The sequence below is a fragment of the Crossiella sp. NPDC003009 genome (genome assembly GCF_053591555.1).
This window is the reverse complement of record NZ_JBSFUA010000009.1, coordinates 116,237-133,456: the sequence shown is the minus strand read 5'-3', so window position 1 is coordinate 133,456 and position 17,220 is coordinate 116,237. Positions and strand designations below refer to the sequence as shown.

16 protein-coding genes are annotated in these 17,220 nt (G+C 72.5%); 11 read left to right on the top strand and 5 right to left on the bottom strand.

Annotated elements, in window-relative coordinates:
- Nucleotides 1–22: 22 nt before the first annotated feature.
- On the top strand, nt 23–1,096 hold the full coding sequence (locus tag ACWDY5_RS13075) for a sensor histidine kinase (protein ID WP_449722423.1): 1,074 nt from the start codon (nt 23–25) through the stop codon (nt 1,094–1,096).
- On the top strand, nt 1,093–1,740 hold the full coding sequence (locus ACWDY5_RS13070; RefSeq protein ID WP_449722422.1) for a response regulator: 648 nt from the start codon (nt 1,093–1,095) through the stop codon (nt 1,738–1,740). Before ACWDY5_RS13075 ends, ACWDY5_RS13070 begins: the two co-directional genes overlap by 4 nt.
- Here ACWDY5_RS13070 and ACWDY5_RS13065 read toward each other — a convergent pair.
- A complete protein-coding gene (locus ACWDY5_RS13065) occupies nt 1,713–4,826 on the bottom strand; it encodes an AfsR/SARP family transcriptional regulator (RefSeq protein WP_449722421.1) in 3,114 nt (1,037 codons plus the stop codon). The two genes, ACWDY5_RS13070 and ACWDY5_RS13065, sit on opposite strands and share 28 nt — an antisense overlap.
- Before the next feature lie 240 nt (nt 4,827–5,066).
- On the opposite strand from ACWDY5_RS13065, the gene ACWDY5_RS13060 reads away from it, so the two are divergent.
- The 3 genes from ACWDY5_RS13060 (at nt 5,067) to ACWDY5_RS13050 (ending at nt 9,632) form a co-directional block, all read left to right on the top strand.
- Complete coding sequence (locus tag ACWDY5_RS13060; RefSeq protein ID WP_449722420.1) at nt 5,067–6,719, top strand: CHAP domain-containing protein; 1,653 nt, start codon at nt 5,067–5,069, stop codon at nt 6,717–6,719.
- Between the two features lie 77 nt (nt 6,720–6,796).
- Nucleotides 6,797–8,467, top strand: a complete 1,671-nt coding sequence (locus ACWDY5_RS13055) for a hypothetical protein (RefSeq protein ID WP_449722419.1) — start codon at nt 6,797–6,799, stop codon at nt 8,465–8,467.
- A gap of 91 nt (nt 8,468–8,558) precedes the next feature.
- Nucleotides 8,559–9,632, top strand: coding sequence for an alpha/beta hydrolase (locus tag ACWDY5_RS13050; RefSeq protein ID WP_449722418.1), 1,074 nt, complete (start codon nt 8,559–8,561; stop codon nt 9,630–9,632).
- 7 nt (nt 9,633–9,639) lie between these two features.
- Here ACWDY5_RS13050 and ACWDY5_RS13045 read toward each other — a convergent pair whose 3' ends face one another.
- Nucleotides 9,640–10,530: an SGNH/GDSL hydrolase family protein gene (locus ACWDY5_RS13045; RefSeq protein ID WP_449722417.1), complete on the bottom strand. Its 891-nt coding sequence runs from the start codon at nt 10,528–10,530 to the stop codon at nt 9,640–9,642.
- A 153-nt stretch (nt 10,531–10,683) separates the two neighbouring features.
- On the opposite strand from ACWDY5_RS13045, the gene ACWDY5_RS13040 reads away from it, so the two are divergent.
- On the top strand, nt 10,684–11,862 hold the full coding sequence (locus ACWDY5_RS13040; protein WP_449722416.1) for a sensor histidine kinase: 1,179 nt from the start codon (nt 10,684–10,686) through the stop codon (nt 11,860–11,862).
- The gene (locus tag ACWDY5_RS13035) at nt 11,853–12,497 is read left to right on the top strand and encodes a response regulator (RefSeq protein ID WP_449722415.1); all 645 of its coding nucleotides are present in this window, start codon (nt 11,853–11,855) and stop codon (nt 12,495–12,497) included. Before ACWDY5_RS13040 ends, ACWDY5_RS13035 begins: the two co-directional genes overlap by 10 nt.
- Here the strand turns inward: ACWDY5_RS13035 and ACWDY5_RS13030 are convergent.
- Nucleotides 12,494–13,108 (bottom strand): DedA family protein, encoded by a 615-nt coding sequence (locus ACWDY5_RS13030; RefSeq protein ID WP_449722414.1) that lies wholly within the window; start codon nt 13,106–13,108, stop codon nt 12,494–12,496. The genes ACWDY5_RS13035 and ACWDY5_RS13030 overlap by 4 nt on opposite strands.
- A 99-nt stretch (nt 13,109–13,207) precedes the next feature.
- Nucleotides 13,208–13,642, bottom strand: a complete 435-nt coding sequence (locus tag ACWDY5_RS13025) for an SRPBCC family protein (RefSeq protein ID WP_449722413.1) — start codon at nt 13,640–13,642, stop codon at nt 13,208–13,210.
- 61 nt (nt 13,643–13,703) lie between these two features.
- Between ACWDY5_RS13025 and ACWDY5_RS13020 the strand changes: the two genes are divergently transcribed.
- The 3 genes from ACWDY5_RS13020 to ACWDY5_RS13010 all read left to right on the top strand — a co-directional run bounded on the left by ACWDY5_RS13020 (nt 13,704) and on the right by ACWDY5_RS13010 (nt 15,794).
- Complete coding sequence (locus ACWDY5_RS13020; RefSeq protein WP_449722412.1) at nt 13,704–14,270, top strand: TetR/AcrR family transcriptional regulator; 567 nt, start codon at nt 13,704–13,706, stop codon at nt 14,268–14,270.
- A gap of 68 nt (nt 14,271–14,338) precedes the next feature.
- A complete protein-coding gene (locus ACWDY5_RS13015; protein ID WP_252481829.1) occupies nt 14,339–14,974 on the top strand; it encodes a Crp/Fnr family transcriptional regulator in 636 nt (211 codons plus the stop codon).
- 58 nt (nt 14,975–15,032) lie between these two features.
- On the top strand, nt 15,033–15,794 hold the full coding sequence (locus tag ACWDY5_RS13010; protein ID WP_449722411.1) for a hypothetical protein: 762 nt from the start codon (nt 15,033–15,035) through the stop codon (nt 15,792–15,794).
- A gap of 6 nt (nt 15,795–15,800) precedes the next feature.
- On the opposite strand, the gene ACWDY5_RS13005 is transcribed toward ACWDY5_RS13010, so the two are convergent.
- Entirely contained in the window at nt 15,801–16,373 is a 573-nt protein-coding gene (locus ACWDY5_RS13005) for a ClpP family protease (protein WP_449722524.1), read from the bottom strand.
- Between the two features lie 255 nt (nt 16,374–16,628).
- Between ACWDY5_RS13005 and ACWDY5_RS13000 the strand changes: the two genes are divergently transcribed.
- Nucleotides 16,629–17,204, top strand: coding sequence for a hypothetical protein (locus ACWDY5_RS13000; protein WP_449722410.1), 576 nt, complete (start codon nt 16,629–16,631; stop codon nt 17,202–17,204).
- Nucleotides 17,205–17,220 lie beyond the last annotated feature (16 nt).

The following is a 17,220-nucleotide window of genomic DNA, read 5'->3' as shown; positions in this document are numbered from 1 at the left end:
CCGGCTCGCGCAGACTGCCCCCATGACCGCGCCGCCGACCCTGCACGAGCGCAGGGCCATGCACGTACTGGTCACCGCGCTGCTGGTGTACGCGCTGGTCAGCGCACCGGACACGCCCTGGTGGGCCTGGCTGCTGCTGGGGCCGTCCTTCCTGTGCTGGCTGGTGTTCCTGGCGCTGACCAAGCGCTCGCCGCGGCGGGCGCTGGCCGCGCTGGCGGCCTGCTCGCTGCTGAGCGCCTGCGTGGTCGGCGTGCCGGACGCCTCGGCCACCACCATGTCCGCGGTCTCGGCGATGGTGTTCATCTCGCACGTCGCCGCCAGCGTGCCGGCCGGGCTGACCCTGGCCGCGGTGGACGTGGTGCTGGTGCTCACCGGCGGGCTGCTGTGGGGGCGCGGCACGGTGGCCGTGCTGAGCAGCATGGCGGTCTTCGCCCTGCTCACCCTGCTCGGCCTGGTGCAGCGGCAGCACCGGCAGCAGACCGCGCAGGCGGCCCGGCTGCTGGCCGAGACCGAGCGCACCCGGATCGCCCGCGAGCTGCACGACGTGCTCGCGCACTCCCTCGGCGCGCTGGCCGTGCAGCTGGAGGTGGCCGAGGCGCTGCTCGCCGACGGCCGCGACCCGGAGGCGGCGCTGGCCAGGGTGCGCCGGTCCCGGCGGCTGGCGGTGGAGGGGCTGGCCGAGGCCAAGGCCGCGGTGTCCGCGCTGCGCGAGGAGGTCCGCCCGCTGCCCTCGGCGCTGGCCGAGCTGGTCGAGGCGCACCGGCGGGACCACCAGACCCCGGTCCGGCTGACCATCACCGAGCGCACCCGGCCGCTCTCGCCGGGCGCGGAGATCTCCTTGCAGCGCACCGCCCGCGAGGCCCTGACCAACGCGGCCAAACACGCCGGGGGCGCGCCGATCGAGGTCGATCTGTCCTATGTGGACGATGCGGTCCGGCTGTCCGTGCGCAACGCGGCCGGCACGCCGAGGACGGAGCTGCCCGGCGGCGGGTTCGGGCTGACCGGGATGCGGGAGCGGCTGGCCCTGCTGGGTGGCACACTCACCGCGGGCCCGGAGGGGGACGGCTGGCTGGTGCGCGCGGAGGTGCCGGAATGACCATCAGGGTGCTGGTGGCCGACGACCAGCAGATCATGCGCGAGGGCCTGGTCGCCCTGCTCGGGCTGGTCGAGGACATCGAGGTGGTCGGCGACGCCGGGGACGGCGAGCAGGCGCTGGCGCTGCTGGCCGAACGCGGGGCGGACATCGTGCTGATGGACCTGCGGATGCCGGTGCTGGACGGGATCGAGGCCACCCGCCTGATCACCGAGCGCTTCCCCACGGTCGCGGTGCTGGTGCTGACCACCTACGCCGACGACGACTCCATCGCCGACGCGCTGCGCGCGGGCGCCCGCGGCTACCTGACCAAGGAAGCGGGCCGCGCCGAGATCGCCGCCGCCCTGCGCGCCGCCGCCACCGGCCAGTCCACCTTCGCGCCCGAGGTCTCCCAGCGCCTGGTCGCCGCGCTCACCCGCCAGGAACCGGCAAAACCGCACCGCCCGCCGGACGGCCTGACCGCGCGCGAGGCCGAGGTGCTCACGCTGATCGCGCAGGGCCGCAGCAACCCGCAGATCGCCAGCGCGCTGTTCATCAGCGAGGCCACGGTGAAGACGCACATCAACAACGCCTTCGCCAAGATCGGCGCCCGCAACCGCGCCGACGCCACCCGCTACGCCTACCGCGCCGGGCTGGCCGCGCCCTGAGCCACCGGCCCCGGCCGCTCCTCCGGCGACTCCCGGCGCGCGGCAGGCACGGACCGGTGCTCGCCCGCCTCCCTGCTGCCCAGCTCGGCGAAGATCCGCAGCGCCTCGGCCTGCCTGGTCTCGGCGTCGGCGGCGAAGCCGCGGCGGCGGTCCAGCTCGGCCCAGGTGAGCAGGGTGCGGGCCCGCCACAGCGCCATGTCCAGGCCGCGCCAGCGGAGCTCGGCCTCCTGCACGTAGGCCGCGGCGGCCGAGAGCGCGCCGGTGGCCAGGCACAGCTCGGCCAGGGTGCGCAGCAGCAGCGCCTGCCCGAAGTCATCGCGCAGCGCGGTGACGGTGGCCAGCGCGTCGTCCAGCAGCGGCCGGGCCCGCTCGGTCTCGCCCAGTCGCAGCAGCGCCTTGGCCAGGGCCTGCTGGGCGTAGGCCGCGCCGAGCCGGTCGCCGGTGGCGCCGAAGAGGGTCAGCGACTCCCCGCTGAGCTCGGCGGCCCGCCGCCACTGGCCCATCGCCCGGTGCACCAGGCCGAGGCTGCGCAGCGCCCAGGCCTGCCCGCGCCGGTTGTCCAGTTCCCGGTAGGCGGTCAGCACCCGCTCGCCGACGCTGCGCGCGGCCTCGAAGGAACCGAGCTCCAGGTGCATCCGCGCGGTGCGGTTGTCCAGGTAGGCCAGGCCTTCGGCGTCCCCGGCCTCGGCCAGGGCCGGGCGGGCCAACGCGAGCAGGTCCAGCGCCTCGGCGAAGCGGCCCTGCTCGCCGCGCACGGTGGCCAGGCCGGAGCGGGCGATGGCCACCCCGCGCCGCTGGCCGTCCAGCTCGAAGCGGCTGATGGCCTGCTCGAAGTGCTCGCCTGCCTCGGTGAACCGCTCCCGCTCGTAGCAGAAGTGGCCCAGCCCGACCAGCAGCGCGGCCTCGGCCCGCCGGTCCTCGGCCCGGCGCAGCGCCTCCAGGGCGACCTTGCGGGCGCGCAGCCATTCGGCGAACTGCTGCCGGGCGGTGAGGAAGGACAGCAGCGCGGAGGCCAGCGCGCAGGCCGGCACGCCGAGTCCGGCGGCGGTGGCCTGTTCGATGCTGATGGTGAGCCCGAGCTGTTCGGTCTCGATCCACTCCCCCGGCGCGCCCGCCGCGGCCCGCAGCGCGTCCTCCGGGGGCGTCCAGTCCAGCTCCACCACCGGCAGCAGCGGCAGCGCGCCGGAGGGCACCTCGGTGGATGCCTTGCGCACCAACGCCAGCCAGCCGGAGATGACCCTGGTGAGCATGGCCCGCCGGTCGTCCTCGGTCTCGGCGCTCTCGCCGAGCTCGCGGCCGAGCAGCCGCACCAGGTCGTGGATGCGGTAGCGGGCCTGCCCTGCCCGGTCCACCCCGGCGAAGTCGACCAGGTAGCCGTCGAGCAGCTCGTCCAGCAGCGCCTCGGCCGCCGCGGGCGGCAGGTCCAGGGCCGCGCCGAGCACCCAGCTCGGGAAGGTGGGCAGGTCCAGCAGGCTCAGCCGCCAGAAGGCGCGCTGGGCGTCGGCGGGCAGGCCGCGCACGGCCAGGCCGATGCTGGGCCGCACCTTGAGATCGCCGACGGCCAGCTCGTCCAGGCGGCGGCGTTCGTCGTCGAGCCGGTCCACCAGCTGCCGAAGTGTCCACTGTGGACGGAAGACGAGCTTGGCCCCCGCGGTGCGCACGGCCAGCGGCAGCCCGCCACTGAGCTCGCAGACCCGTTGCGCCGCTTCGAGATCGGCGTCCACCCTGGCCTCGCCCGCGACCGCGCCGAGCAGTTCCACCGCCTCGGCCGGGCGCAGCGCGTCCAGTTCCACGCCGACCGCGCCGGGCACGCCGAGCAGCCGCCGCCGGGAGGTGACCAGCACCCCGCAGCCCGCCGCGCCGGGGGTGAGCAGGTTGAGCTGCGGCAGGTCGGTGACGTTGTCCAGCACCAGCAGCACCCGCCGGGCGGCCAGCCGGGTGCGGAACAGGCTGAGCCGTTCCTCGGTGGACTCGGGCAGTTCGGCGGTGGGCGCTCCGGTGGCGCGCAGGAACCGGGCCAGCACCTCGGTGACCGGCAGGTGCGCGCGCTCGACCGCGTTGAGGTCCACGTAGAGCTGCCCGTCCGGGAACTCCGCCCGCACCTCGTGCGCGACCCGGACCGCCAGGGTGGACTTGCCGACCCCGGACATGCCGCTGATCAGGCAGATCGGCGTGGCCCGCCGGCCGGCCGCGGTGAGCGTGGCGCGCAGGGTGGCGATGTGCTCGGCGCGGCCGATGAAGTCGGCGATGTCCGGCGGCAGCTGACCCGGTGTGGTCCAGTCCGCGGCCGGCCGAGGGGTGGTCACGACCGGCGCGGCGCCCGGTGCGGTGTGCAGGCTCTCGTCGCAGCGGACGATGGCCTCCTGCAGGCGTTGCAGCTCCGGCCCCGGTTCCAGGCCCAGCTGCTCGACCATGGCCCGCCTGCCCTGCTGGTAGACCTCCAGCGCGGCGTCCTGCCGCCCGGCGCGGAACAGCGCGAGCATCAGCTGCCCGCGTAACCGCTGGCGCAGCGGCACATCGGCCACCAGCGGGCTCAGCTCCCCGGCCACCTCGGCGCCGCGGCCGAGCGCGAGCAGCGCCTCGGCCCGGTCCTCCACCGCGGTCCAGCGCAGGTCGTCCAGCCGGGCCGCCTCGGTCTCGCTGAACAGTCCCGGCAGCCCGGACAGCGCCGGTCCCTGCCACAGCGCGAGCGCCCCGGCCAGGGTCGCCGCCGCGGCCTCGGCCGCCCCGTCGGCGATCTCCCGCCTGCCCTGGGCGGTCAGCCGCTCGAACTCGGCCAGGTCCAGGGTGGCCTCACCCAATTCCAGCAGGTAGCCCGGCGGCCGGGTGGCCAGCACCGGGGCCGCCGCGCCCGCGGCGTCCTTGAGCGAGCGGCGCAGCCGGGCCACATAGGACTGCAGCACCCCGCCCGCGGTGTCCGGCGGGTTGTCGTCCCACAGGATCCGCAGCAGCCGGTCCGCGGGCACCATCCGGCCCCTGGCCAGCAACAACGCGGCCAGCAGCACTCGGGGCTTAGGACCGCCGACACCCACCTCGTCGCCGTTGTCGTCCAGCACCCGCACCGGGCCAAGCAGTTCGAAACGCACTCGTCGCCTCCACGTGGACAAACCGTGGTTGACAGTGCCCACGCCCCCCAGAAGCGACAGGTCGTCACCGGGAGACAGTCAAACCCGCCGGAGGGGTCGAGATCAAGCGGCCGGATGGTGTGACCTGCGTTGAAAGTTCTTCTACAGCGGCCTTGCAGCGGACTGCACGGGTTCTTGCAGCACCCCTTCCTACCTTTCTCCCCAACAGCGAGAACCACAGGACCTAGGGGCGAAAACGAAATGAGCAGGAAGTTACTGGCTGCACTGGCGGCGGTGGTGGCATTGACCGGCAGCGGAATCACCACATTAGCCACAACGGCGTTCGCCGAGACGAGCGCTTCGGCGAGCACCCAGGCGCTCTCGCCGATCCGGCAGCGAATCGTGGACGCGGCCAACGGGGAAATCGGCGTCTCCGCCGCCCAGTGCGGGAAATACAGCTCGGACTGCCCTCGCCTGGACTGGTGCGCCATGTTCACCTCCTGGGCCTGGCGGCAGGCCGGGGTGAGCCCGGTGCCCACCACCTACGTGGCCCGCGCCGTCGGGCTGTGGGGGCAGCAGCGCGGCCTGTTCAAGCCGCGCTCGGCGGGCGGCGGCAACCCGCAGCCCGGTGACGTCGCGGTGTTCGGCCCGCCGGGGGCGGCCTCCGGCGGGCACGTCGCCATCGTCACCGCGGTGCACGCCGACGGGAAGCTGACCACGGTCAACGGCAACTTCGGCAAGTCGGGTTCCACCAGCAGCAAGGTGGTGGCCTGGACCCTGGACCCGCGGACCGCGGTCTCCGGCGGCAACGACTGGCCGATCTCCGGTTACGTCTCCCCGCCCGGCGCGGGCGACGGCTCCGCGCTGGACGACGGTCCGGCCACCGGCTCCAGCCGCGCGGTCTACCAGAACAACACCAAGACCACCGAGGTCTTCGCTCGCGGCGGCGGGCAGGAGATGACCCACGTGTGGAACACCGGCGGCAAGTGGGCGCCGTGGGAGGCGCACCAGCCCGGCTACAAGCTGGCAGGCAACCCGGTCTCCCTCTACGAGGAGGACACCAAGACCACCGAGGTCTTCGCCAGGAACATGAACAACGAACTGGTGCACACCTGGCACGCGCCGGGCGGCGGCTGGGCGAACTGGGAGCCGATCCACGGCGGGCAGAAGATCGTCGGCGAGCCGGTGGCCGTCTACAACGTGCACAGCAAGACCACCGAGGTCTTCGCCCGCAACGGCGCCAACGAGCTGATCCACACCTGGCACGAGCCCGGTAACGGCTGGGCGCAGTGGGAGATCATCGGCCCGAACTGGCAGCTCACCGGGGACCCGGTGGCGATCTACGAGCCCGGCACCAAGACCACCGAGGTCTTCGCCCGTGGCGCCCAGGGCGAGCTCATGCACACCTGGCACCACCTGGGCAGCGGCTGGTCCGGCTGGGAGGCCATCAACGCCGACGTCAAGATCACCGGCCAGCCCTTCGCGCTGTACGAGGCCAGCACCAAGACGGTGGAGATCTTCACCCGCGGCGCGGGCAACGAGCTGATCCACACCTGGCACGCCCCGGGTGAGGGCTGGACCGCCTACGAGGCCGTCCGCCCGGACTGGAAGCTGGCCGGCGACCCCACCGCGGTGTACGACCCGAGCACGAAGACCACCGAGGTGTTCGCCCGCGGTGACAGCGGCGCCCTGATGCACCTCTGGCACCCCAGGGGCGAGGGCTGGTCGCAGTGGGAGGTCCTGCACCCGGACTGGAAGTTCACCGGCGTCCCGGTGCCGGTCTACCAGCCGCACATCCAGACCGTGGAGGTCTTCGCCCGCGGCGCCAAGGGTGAGCTGCTGCACACCTGGCACCCGCACGGCAAGGGCTGGTCCGGCTGGCACCAGATCGGCGACTGGACGATTTCCGAGTAATCCGGCCCGCCATTCCGCAAGTGAACTCCCGAATTCTTTCCGAGCCCGACCCTGCGCGAAAACAGGAGAGCAAGAAGATGTCCCGGAAATTACACCGGCTGCTGGCGGGTTCCACCGTCGCGCTGACCGCCGCGAGCGGATTGTTCCTCAGTCCGATCGCCGGCGCCGATCCCGGCGAAACCCGGTCCCCCGAATCCAACGCGGAAAACCTGGCCGCCGAGGCCCTGCCGATCGTGGCCTGTGACCCCGCCGGTCCCAGCGGCACCGACGAGGCCATGGCCAGGGACCTCAACGCCCGGATCACCGGCCGGATGCGCGGTTCGCTCAAGGCCTACGAGATGTCCTGCGCCAGGGCGGTCGTCCGGGCCACCTACGACCGGGGCCTGAACAACCGGGCCGCCACCATCGCGGTCGCCACGATCATCGTGGAGACCACCATGCGCAACTACGACGGCGGGCACGCCAGCAGCGTCGGGCTGTTCCAGCAACTGGACTCCTGGGGGCCGCGCGAGGAGCGGCTCAACCCGAAGATCTCCGCCTACAAGTTCTTCGACACGATGGAACGCTTCTACCCCAAGGGTTCCTGGAACAAGGAGGAGATCGGCAAGGTCTGCCAGCGGGTGCAGCGCTCGGCCTTCCCCGAGCGCTACCAGCCCGAGGCCGCCGACGCCCAGCTCATCGTGGACGCCCTCGGCGACCCGAAGGGCGGCGGGGTGAACGTGCCAGCCGACCGGGCGGTCTACGAGCCCAGCACGGCCAGCACCGAGTTCTTCGCCCGCGGCGCCAAGGGGGAACTGGCCCACGTGTGGAACACCGGCGGCAAGTGGTCGGCCTGGGAGGCCCACCAGTCCGACTACCGGCTCAACGGCAACCCGGTGTCGATCTACGACGCGGGCGCCAGGACCACCGAGGTCTTCGCCCGCAACAGTGCCGACCAGCTCGCGCACACCTGGCACCCGCCGGGCCAGGGCTGGGCGAACTGGGAGGTCATCGACGGCGGCACCAAGCTCAAGGGCGAGCCGGTGGCCACCTACGACGCGGCCACCAAGACCGTGGAGGTCTTCGCCCGCAACACCGCCGACCAGCTCGTGCACGCCTGGCACGAGCCGGGCAAGGGCTGGTCCAAGCTGGAGCCGATCAACCCGGACTGGCGGCTGGCCAGTGACCCCGCGCCGGTCTACGACCCGGGCACCGGCAGCACCGAGGTCTTCGCCCGCGGCGCCCAGGGCGAGCTGATCCACGCCTGGCACCCGCCGGGCGCCGGCTGGTCCGGCTTCGAGGTGATCGGCGGCGGCGCGATCACCGGCGCCCCGTTCCCGGTGTACGAGGCCCGCACCAAGACCATCGAGGTCTTCGCCCGCAACACCGCCGACCAGCTCGTGCACGCCTGGCACCCGCCTGGCAAGGGCTGGTCCGGACTGGAGGTCATCGGTGGCGGCTGGCAGCTGGCCAGTGACCCGGTCGCGGTCTACGACCCGAGCACCACGACCACCGAGGTGTTCGCCCGCGGTTCCCAGGGTGAGCTGATGCACGTCTGGCACGGCTACGGCGCGGGCTGGTCGGACTGGGAGACGCTGCACTCGGACTGGAAGTTCACCGGCAAGCCGGTGGCCATCTACGAGGCGAACACCCGGACCGTGGAGGTCTTCGGCCGGGGCTCCCAGGGTGAGCTGATGCACGTGTGGCACACCTTCGGCGACGGCTGGTCGAGCTGGTCCCGGATCGGCGACTGGACCATCGCGGAGTGATCGAGCACGACTGAACGGGGCGCGGGCCTGGGGGTCCGCGCCCCGTTCGCCTGTCTGCCCAAGAGCGCTACTCGTGGGTAGCATCGGGGTCATGACCTCTCCTCGCCCGGCCCTGCGCGAACTGGTCGAACGCGGCGTGGCCGCCGCGGTCGGCGCCCTGCCCGCCCCCGCGCAGCGCGCCATCGGCGGCCGCCCCACCGTGATCGACGGCCAGCAGCTGCACCCCGAGGTGCAGTCCATGCTGAAGCTGATGAGCCTGGCCAAGGAGAACCCGCTCAGCGCCGGTTCGGTGGTCGAGGCCAGGCGCGGGCTGCGCCGGACCGCGGCGATGATCGGCGGCGCGGCGCTGGAGGTGGCGCAGGTGCGCGAGCTGAGCGTGCCCGGCCCCGGCGGCCCGATCCGGACCAGGGTCTACCTCCCGGCCGGGCTGCCCAGCCAGGCCGGCGCGCTGGTCTTCTACCACGGCGGCGGCTGGGTGGTCGGCGACCTGGAGACCCACGACAACCTGTGCCGCTACCTGGCCGTGCACGCCGGGGTGGCGGTGCTGGCCGCGGACTACCGGCTGGCCCCCGAGCACAAGTTCCCGGCCGCCACCGAGGACGCGCTCGCGGTCTACCGGTACGCGGTGGCCAACGCGGACAGCCTTGGCCTGCACCCGGACCAGATCGCGGTCGGCGGGGACAGCGCGGGCGGCAACCTGGCCGCGGTCACCGCCCAGCAGGCCAAGGTCGCGGGCGACCCGGTGCCCGCCTTCCAGCTGCTGATCTACCCGGCGGTCGACTTCTCCGTGCGCAGGGAGTCCCGCCGCCTGTTCGGCCACGGCTTCGTGCTCACCTCGGAGAAGATGGACTGGTACCAGGAGCAGTACCTGCGCTCGGCCGAGGACGAGCTGGACCCGCGCGCCTCGCCGCTGCTCGCCGAGGACCTCTCCGGCCTGCCGCCTGCCTACCTGGTCACCGCGGGCTTCGACCCGCTGCGGGACGAGGGCGAGGCGTACGCGGACAAGCTGACCAAGGCCGGGGTGCCGGTGTTCCTGCGCCGCCACCACGGCCTGATCCACGGCTTCGCCAACGTGCTCGGCATCGGCCACACCGGCCGGGACGCCGCGCTGGAGGCGGCCGCGGCCCTGCGGATGGGCCTGGCCTTCGCCGCCGCCAAGAGCTGAGCGCGCCTCAGCCCCTGCGGGCCTTCGCGGTGGTCAGCGCCCGCTGCACCGCGTCGGCCACGCCTGCCATCCCGGTCCGGAACGGGTGGTACGCCGCCGCGGCCAGCAGGTCGGTGTGCTGCCCGTTCACCCAGGCCACCCCGCGCGGCTTGCACGCGTCGTGGTGCAGCGAGGGCGCGTAGGTGTCCACGAAGGTGTCCCCGCTGGCCCCGGCCGCGCGCCGCAGCGCCGCGTTGAGCTGCTGCTCCACGCTGTCCAGGAACGGGTAGTCGCCGGTGGCGAAGGGCAGCACCGAGGGGCAGGTGCCGCTGGCCGGGGCGATCCTCGGGTAGCCGACCACCAGCACCCTGGCCTTGGGCGAGCGTTCCCGGATGCCGCGCAGCACGGTCAGCACCCTGCCCTCGGTCTGGCCGATCCGCTTGCTCAGCTCGTCGCCGAAGTGCTTCGCGCAGGGCGCGCCGCCCGGATCGCTCGGCCGGAGCTCGGCACAGGTGCTGATGGTGTCGCCGAAGACGCTGAAGTCGTTGCCGCCGATGCTGACCGTGACCAGGTCGGTGTCCTTGGTCAGCGCGGAGAACTGGGCGGGGTTGCGGCCCAGCGGCACCGATTGCGGCTCGGTCATGTGGGTGCTGTCCGCGGCCCCGCAGCTGATGTCGGTGAACCGGCCCGGCCGGATCCGCCGGTTCAGCAGGCTCGGGTAGTTCTCGGTGGACCGCGCGCAGCCCAACGGGTTCAGCCTCGGCAGCGGGATCAGCGGCCCCGAGGTGAACGAGTCCCCCAGCGCCACGTAGTGCCGCACCTGGCGGACCGCGGCCTCCGCCCCGGAGGCGAACAGCGCGGCCGCGGCGGCCGCCACCGTGCCGATGACGCCCAGCCGACCCACAACGCCTACCGACATGTCCCACCTCGCTGTGAGCCCGGCCACACACCTGGTCAGCTTCGACGCTAGGTTCGCCCGCGCGGCACGGTCAATCGTCCAAAGAGGTCGCCGCCGGTCACTCTTGTGGTTTTCCGCAGTCCCCCGAACGGCCCTGGCCACTAGCCTCACGCTGTGCGTCTGCTGCCCTTCGTCACCGCCGCCGCGCGCATCGGGGCGGGCCTGGCCCTCGGCGCGCTGTCCGCGCTGGCCGAGCTCGGCTACCTGGTCCTGGCCGGCCTGCTGCACCTGTCGCTGCTGCTGTGGCCCAGCGCCCGGCAGCGGCTGGCCGAGCGCCTGGAGAAGGGCGCGCGCAGGCTGTCCCGGCTGGCGGCCCGCCGGGTGGCCCGGTTCTTCGGCGGCGGCGAGGTCGAGGACGACCGGCAGCGCCGCCCGTGGATGTACCTGCTGGTCCGGGTGCCGATCGGCCTGGCGGTGGGGGTCATCCTGCTGCTGCTGGTCTACGGCGTGCTGACCGCGGTGGCCAGCGTGGGCGCCTGGATCACCGGCGGCAGCATCTTCACCGGCAACCCCGCCGGGCGCGTCACCACCGAGTCCCTGCTCGCGCTGAGCCTGCCCGGCCTGGTGCTGCTCTACCTTGCGCTGCAAGGGTTGTACGCACTGTCCGTGGTGGAGCGACGACTGGTCCGCGAGTTCCTCGGCCTGAGCCCCGAGGAGCTGCGGCAGCGCATCCAGTCCCTGACCGAGACCCGCGCCGGGATCGTCGAGGCGGTGGACGCCGAGCGCCGCCGGATCGAGCGCGACCTGCACGACGGCGTGCAGCAGCGCCTGGTCGCGCTCGGCCTGCTGATCGGCAGGGCCCGCCGCGGCGGCGATGCGGCCCGCGCGGAAACCCTGCTGGCCCAGGCGCACCAGGAGTGCCAGGAGATCCTCAACGACCTGCGCGAGGTCGCCTGGCGGGTCTACCCCACCGCGCTGGACAACCTGGGCCTGCCCGAGGCGATCGCCCGGGTGGTCGAGGGTTCTCCCTTGCGCACCACCGTTTCCTGTCAGCTCCCGCCGGAGCGCCCGCCCGCGCGGGTGGAGGCCGCCGCGTACTTCATCGTGTGCGAGGCGGTCACCAACGCCACCAAACACGCCAATGCCGCCACGCTCGACGTACGGCTCACCCACCTCGCCACCACCGGCACGCTGCTGGTGGAGGTCGCCGACGACGGGGCCGGCGGCGCCGATCCGGACGGCGGCGGGCTCTCCGGCCTCGCCCAGCGGGTGGCGGCCATGGACGGCGAGTTCCGGGTGCGCAGTCCGCTCGGCGGCGGCACCCTCATCGGAGCCAGCCTGCCATGCGCCTGATCCTCGCCGACGACTCCATCCTGTTGCGGGAAGGCCTGGTGCGCCTGCTCGTGGAGGAGGGCCACCAGGTGCTCGCCGCGGTCGGCGACGGCGCCGCCCTGCTGACCGCGGTGGCCCACGAGCAGCCGGACGTGTGCGTGATCGACGTCCGGATGCCGCCAACGCACACCGCGGAGGGGCTCCAGGCGGCGCTGGAGATCCGGTCCCGCTGGCCGGAGGTGGGCGTGCTGATGCTGAGCCAGTACGTGGAGAAGCGTTACGCCACCGAGCTGCTCACCGGGGACAGCGCCAGGGTGGGCTACCTGCTCAAGGACCGGGTGGCCCAGGTCGGCGAGTTCCTGGACGCGCTGGACCGGGTCGGCTCCGGCCGGGCCGCCTTCGACCCCGAGGTGGTCCGCCAGCTGCTGGCCCGCACCACCCACACCGACCCCCTGACCAGGCTCACCGAACGGGAACGGGAAGTCCTGCGGCACATGGCGCAGGGCCACACCAACGCGAGCATCTCCACCGCGCTGCACATCTCGCAGAGCGCGGTGGAGAAGCACGTGAACTCGATCTTCGACAAGCTCGACCTCTCGCACACCACCGGGTACAGCCGCCGGGTGCTGGCGATCCTGCGCTATCTCGGGAGCTAGGCCCGCTGCTTGCTGCGGCGCAGGCGGGAGACCACGAACACCAGCACGGCCACGCCGACCACCACCAGCACGCCCTTGGACAGCACCCCCGCGTAGGTCTCCACCAGCGTCCAGTTCTCGCCGAGGTAGTACCCGGCGAGCACGAACACGGTGTTCCAGATCAGGCTGCCCAGCGCGGTGAACAGCAGGAAGGCCCCCAGCCGCATGCGTTCGATGCCGGCGGGCACGGACACCAGGCTGCGGAAGATCGGGATCATCCGGCCGAAGAACACCGCCTTGTAGCCGTGCCTGGCGAACCAGGCCTCGGTGCGGTCCAGGTCGGCCACCTTCACCAGCGGCAGCTTGGCCGCGATCGCGCGGGTGCGGTCCCGGCCGAGCAGCGCGCCGATGTAGTACAGCGCCAGCGCGCCGGCCACCGAGCCCGCCGTGGTCCAGATGATCGCGGCCAGCAGGCTCATGCCGCCCCGGCTGGCGGTGAACCCGGCCAGCGGCAGGAACACCTCGCTGGGCAGCGGCGGGAAGAGGTTCTCCAGCGCGATGGCCAGGCCCGCGCCGGGTGCGCCGAGGGTGGTCATGAGGTCGGTGACCCAGTTGATGATTCCGTCGAACATGGTGCCAACGCTAGGAATCCGGCGCTGAGAACACCCTGAGGCAGACCTTCCGATCAGGGTGGGCAACCCGCACGGAAAGACTGCGGCAAACCCCAGTGACTAGCCTCGGCCCGCGTGCTCGGCCAGTCCCCGCGCGCACCGCCGGATGAACACGCTCAGCACCCCGCGGAACAGCCAGCCGGTGCCGGGGAAACGCGGCCGGAAGCTGGCGTGCCAGTGGATCTGTGTGCCGCCGGCCACGGGCGCGAGGTCGACGTTGGCCCGGTAGTCCAGCAACGGCAGCCCGGACAGCAGCGCGTAGCCGAGCCTGCGCTCCGGCACCAGCTCCACCACCTGCTCCCTGGTGATCTTCTTCCCCCGCCGGAACACCCGGATCGCACCCACGCTCTCCCCGCCCTGCTCGCCGGCGCGCTCCAGCTCGAAGCCGGTGAACGGCGCCCAGTCCGGCCAGCTCGGCCCGCTGCGCACCAGCGCGTAGACCGCGGCGGGCGGCGCCGCCGCGCGCACCCGGACGTCGACCCGCTGCACCGCCATGTCAGGCCTCCTTCGTGTACCAGTTGGTACATGTACCATATGGTTCACCACGGTGGAAGAAATGACGGTGTCGGTGGCGAAGGAGAAACTGCTGGCCGCGGCGGTGGCCTGGGTCAGCGAGCACGGCATCGGCGAGCTGAGCCTGCGGCAGCTGGCGACCGCGCTGGGCAGCAGCCACCGGATGCTGATCTACCACTTCGGGTCCAAGGAGGGCCTGCTGGTGGAGGTGGTCCGCGAGGTCGAGCGCCGCCAGCGCGCCGCCTTCGCCGAGCTCGACCCGGCCACCGCGCCCCGCGAGTTCTGGCGCCGCCTCAGCGATCCCGCGCTGGCCCCGTCGATCCGGTTGTTCTTCGAGCTGTACGGCCAGGCCCTGCAGGGCCGCCCCGGCACCACCGAACTGCTCGACGGCATCGTCTCCTCCTGGACCGAGCCGACGACGGAGTGGTTGCGCGCCAACGGTTTCCCGGAAGACGCCGCCCGCGCGCAGGCCCGCCTCGGACTGGCCGTCACCAGGGGCCTGTTGCTGGACCTGCTGGCCACCGGTGATCTTGACGGTGTCACCGCCGCGATGGAGGCCTTCCTGGCCAGTACCGAGCAGGCGCTGCGCGGACATAGCTCGATCAGGTGACCGGAGCAGCCCGCGTTCACCCGCTCGGCCCCTCCCAGGCAGGTTGACCCGGCGGGGATGATGCGGTGATGGCGAGGGAGGACGCGGTCCGCGCAGTGCTGCGCCGACACGGCAGACCAAGGGACTTCCACCGACAACAGACCCTGCTGTCCGAGGGCGCCGAGAGCGACGAGGTGCTGCTCATCGAGCAGGGCCTGGTCAAGGTGCTGCTCTCCGGCGGCAACGGCACCGAGCTGATCGCCGGCTTCTACGGGCCCGGCGAGCTGATCGGCGAGCTGGGCGTGATCGAGGAGGTGCCGCGCAGCGCGACGGTCATCGCGCACACCGCGGGCCGCGCGGTGCACGTGCCCAGGGCGGTGTTCCTGAGCCTGATGCGCACCAACCAGGACGTGCTGCTGCTGGTCAACTCCACCCTGCAACGACGGCTGCGCAACGCCGACCACCGGGGCCTGTCGGTGGCCTTCCAGGACGTGCCGACCAGGGTGGCCAAACAGCTGCTGAGCTGGGCGGATGCCCGTGGTGAGCAGACCGAGCACGGGGTGGCCATCCGCGGCATGAGCCAGAAGGAGCTGGCCCAGTCCGTCGGCGCCTCGGCCAAGACCGTGGACGCCGCGCTCAAACGGCTGCGCGCCGAAGGCCTGGTGCGCACCAGCCGCCTGCGCTACCTGCTGCCCGACCCGCGCCGCCTGGCCGAACTGGCCTGATCCGCTTCTCCCTGGGACGAGGGAGACGTAGGCCATGACGCGCAGCACACTGCCCTGCGTGCCTCGATTGCCCGTGAACCGGACGGTCCTCGGTATCGACCTGATCGACTCCGGCAGCAACCCCGGCTACCACCTCGACGTGGCGGCCCAGAAGACGCAGGAGCTCATCGGCGCCGCGCTGGCCAGCCGCCAGGTGATGAAGGCCGACGCGGTGGACTGGCAGCACACCGGCGACGGCCTGCTGGCCGCCTTCCCCGAGGAGCTGCTCGGCGACATCATCGACGCCACCCAGGTGCTCGACGACCTGGCCGCCGAGCACAACCGCTGGCGGAAGCCCGACATCCGGCTGCGAATCTCGGTCGGCGTCGGCCCGCTGCCCGGCCACGAGGGCCTGCACCGCACCAACGTCGACTGCGCGCGCATGCTGGACGCCAAGGTCTTCCGCCAGGTGGTCAGCCGCTGCGCCGAGGCCAGCCCGCTGGAGTTCAGCACCGGCCTGATCATCTCCGCCAAGGCCTACCAGGACGTCTTCAGCGGCCCGTACACCGAGCTGGTCCGCCAGCGCGACTTCGGCCAGATCTCCTTCCAGCACAAGGAGACCGCGAGCACCGCCTGGATCAGGGTGCCGCACTTCGAGGCCGCCACCCTGCTCACCTTCGCCGAAGCCGAGCCCGCGCCGTCGACGACCGCGGCGAGCGGCCCCGCCGTCTCCGCGGCCGGCGGCGGCGTGGTGAACCAGGTCAACGGCACCATGCGGGACAGCATCCAGGCCGGTGAGGTCAGGGGCGGCATCCACTTCCACGGCGGACGCGGCCGCTGACCCGGCTCAGCCGAGCTCGCCCGGCCTGCGCACCACCTGGTCGGCCAGCCCGTAGTCCACCGCCTCCTGGGCGTTGAACCAGCGGTCCCGGTCGGCGTCCTCGGTGATCTGCTCCACCGTCTTGCCGGTCTGCGCCGCGGTGATCTCCGCGACCAGCTGCTTGAGCTTGCCGAACTCCTCGGCGCGAATGGCGATGTCGGAGGCGGTGCCGGAGAGCCCGGCGTGCGGCTGGTGCATCAGCACCCTGGTGTGCGGCAACACATAGCGCTTGCCCGGCGTGCCGGAGGACAGCAGGAACTGGCCCATCGAGGCGGCCATGCCCATCGCCCAGGTGGAGACGTCCGGCGTGACCAGCTGCATGGTGTCGTAGATGGCCAGCCCCGCGTTCACCGAGCCGCCGGGTGAGTTGATGTAGAAGACGATGTCGCGCTCGGGGTCCTCCGCGGCCAGCAGCAGCATCTGCGCGCTGATCCGGTTCGCGCTCTCATCGTCCACTTCGGACCCGAGGAACACGATGCGCTCACTCAGCAACCGGTCGAACACCGAATCGCTGAGATTGAGCCCGGCCGTCGCGCGCATCCGCAAGTCACTGTGCTGTCCCACGTCCACCTCCCTGGTCGTCTTCACCTGTTCCCCGACGGTAGCCGCCGCACACACCGCGCGCGCCCCGGTTCGCTCACAGCGCACCAGCCACCATCACCACCTGCGAATATAACAACTCGATATACCCCGGCGACCCGCTGGCAACCGACCGCCCCCAGGAAGCGTCTTCTTCACGGAGCCACCAAAACCGCCCCAATTCTGGGATTCGGTAATTCAAGGGGGGAAACCGCTGTGAGTACTCGTCTGTCTTTTTCCGGAATCACCGCCGCCGCCATCGCCACCGCATTCCTGACCGCACCGGCCGCATTCGCCGCCGGCGAGGCGGTCGACACCATCGGAGTGCAGGACAAGTCGATCCGCGCGGGCCAGGACATCGTGGTGCGGGCCATCTGCCAGGACCCCAAGTACACCGGTTCGGCGGTGACCTCCTCGGTGCTGGACGTGCCGCCGTTGAAGGGCGAGCCCGGCAAGACCCACGCCTCCGACGGCCGGGTGAAGCCGGGAACCAAGCCCGGCAAGCACACCCTGTCCTTCGTCTGCGGGGGCAAGACGGTCACCGGCACCTTCGAGGTGCTGCCCGGCCAGCGCCGCCCCGGCACCACCCCGCGCAAGCCGGTGGAGACCAAGCCCGCCGACCAGGTCAAGGTCAAGCCCAAGGGCGCGGCCGACACCGGCGGCGGCGCGATGGCCCAGCAGGGCGTCGGCGAGAGCTTGGACTGGCTGTCCGGGGCCGGTTTCGCCGCGGGTGGCCTGGCCGCCGCGGCCGCGGGCGTGATCGTGCTGCGCAACCGCCGTCAGAAGGCCTGACCCACCTGGCGCACAC

What these genes read in the sequence shown, in the direction of transcription:
- ACWDY5_RS13005 (WP_449722524.1), bottom strand. Translation starts at nt 16,373, where the DNA reads ATGCGCGCGACGGCCGGGCTCAATCTCAGCGATTCGGTGTTCGACCGG.
- ACWDY5_RS13070 (WP_449722422.1), top strand. Translation starts at nt 1,093, where the DNA reads ATGACCATCAGGGTGCTGGTGGCCGACGACCAGCAGATCATGCGCGAG.
- ACWDY5_RS13015 (WP_252481829.1), top strand. Translation starts at nt 14,339, where the DNA reads ATGGCGAGGGAGGACGCGGTCCGCGCAGTGCTGCGCCGACACGGCAGA.
- ACWDY5_RS13050 (WP_449722418.1), top strand. Translation starts at nt 8,559, where the DNA reads ATGACCTCTCCTCGCCCGGCCCTGCGCGAACTGGTCGAACGCGGCGTG.
- ACWDY5_RS13045 (WP_449722417.1), bottom strand. Translation starts at nt 10,530, where the DNA reads ATGTCGGTAGGCGTTGTGGGTCGGCTGGGCGTCATCGGCACGGTGGCG.
- ACWDY5_RS13025 (WP_449722413.1), bottom strand. Translation starts at nt 13,642, where the DNA reads ATGGCGGTGCAGCGGGTCGACGTCCGGGTGCGCGCGGCGGCGCCGCCC.
- ACWDY5_RS13020 (WP_449722412.1), top strand. Translation starts at nt 13,704, where the DNA reads ATGACGGTGTCGGTGGCGAAGGAGAAACTGCTGGCCGCGGCGGTGGCC.
- ACWDY5_RS13075 (WP_449722423.1), top strand. Translation starts at nt 23, where the DNA reads ATGACCGCGCCGCCGACCCTGCACGAGCGCAGGGCCATGCACGTACTG.
- ACWDY5_RS13035 (WP_449722415.1), top strand. Translation starts at nt 11,853, where the DNA reads ATGCGCCTGATCCTCGCCGACGACTCCATCCTGTTGCGGGAAGGCCTG.
- ACWDY5_RS13060 (WP_449722420.1), top strand. Translation starts at nt 5,067, where the DNA reads ATGAGCAGGAAGTTACTGGCTGCACTGGCGGCGGTGGTGGCATTGACC.
- ACWDY5_RS13055 (WP_449722419.1), top strand. Translation starts at nt 6,797, where the DNA reads ATGTCCCGGAAATTACACCGGCTGCTGGCGGGTTCCACCGTCGCGCTG.
- ACWDY5_RS13030 (WP_449722414.1), bottom strand. Translation starts at nt 13,108, where the DNA reads ATGTTCGACGGAATCATCAACTGGGTCACCGACCTCATGACCACCCTC.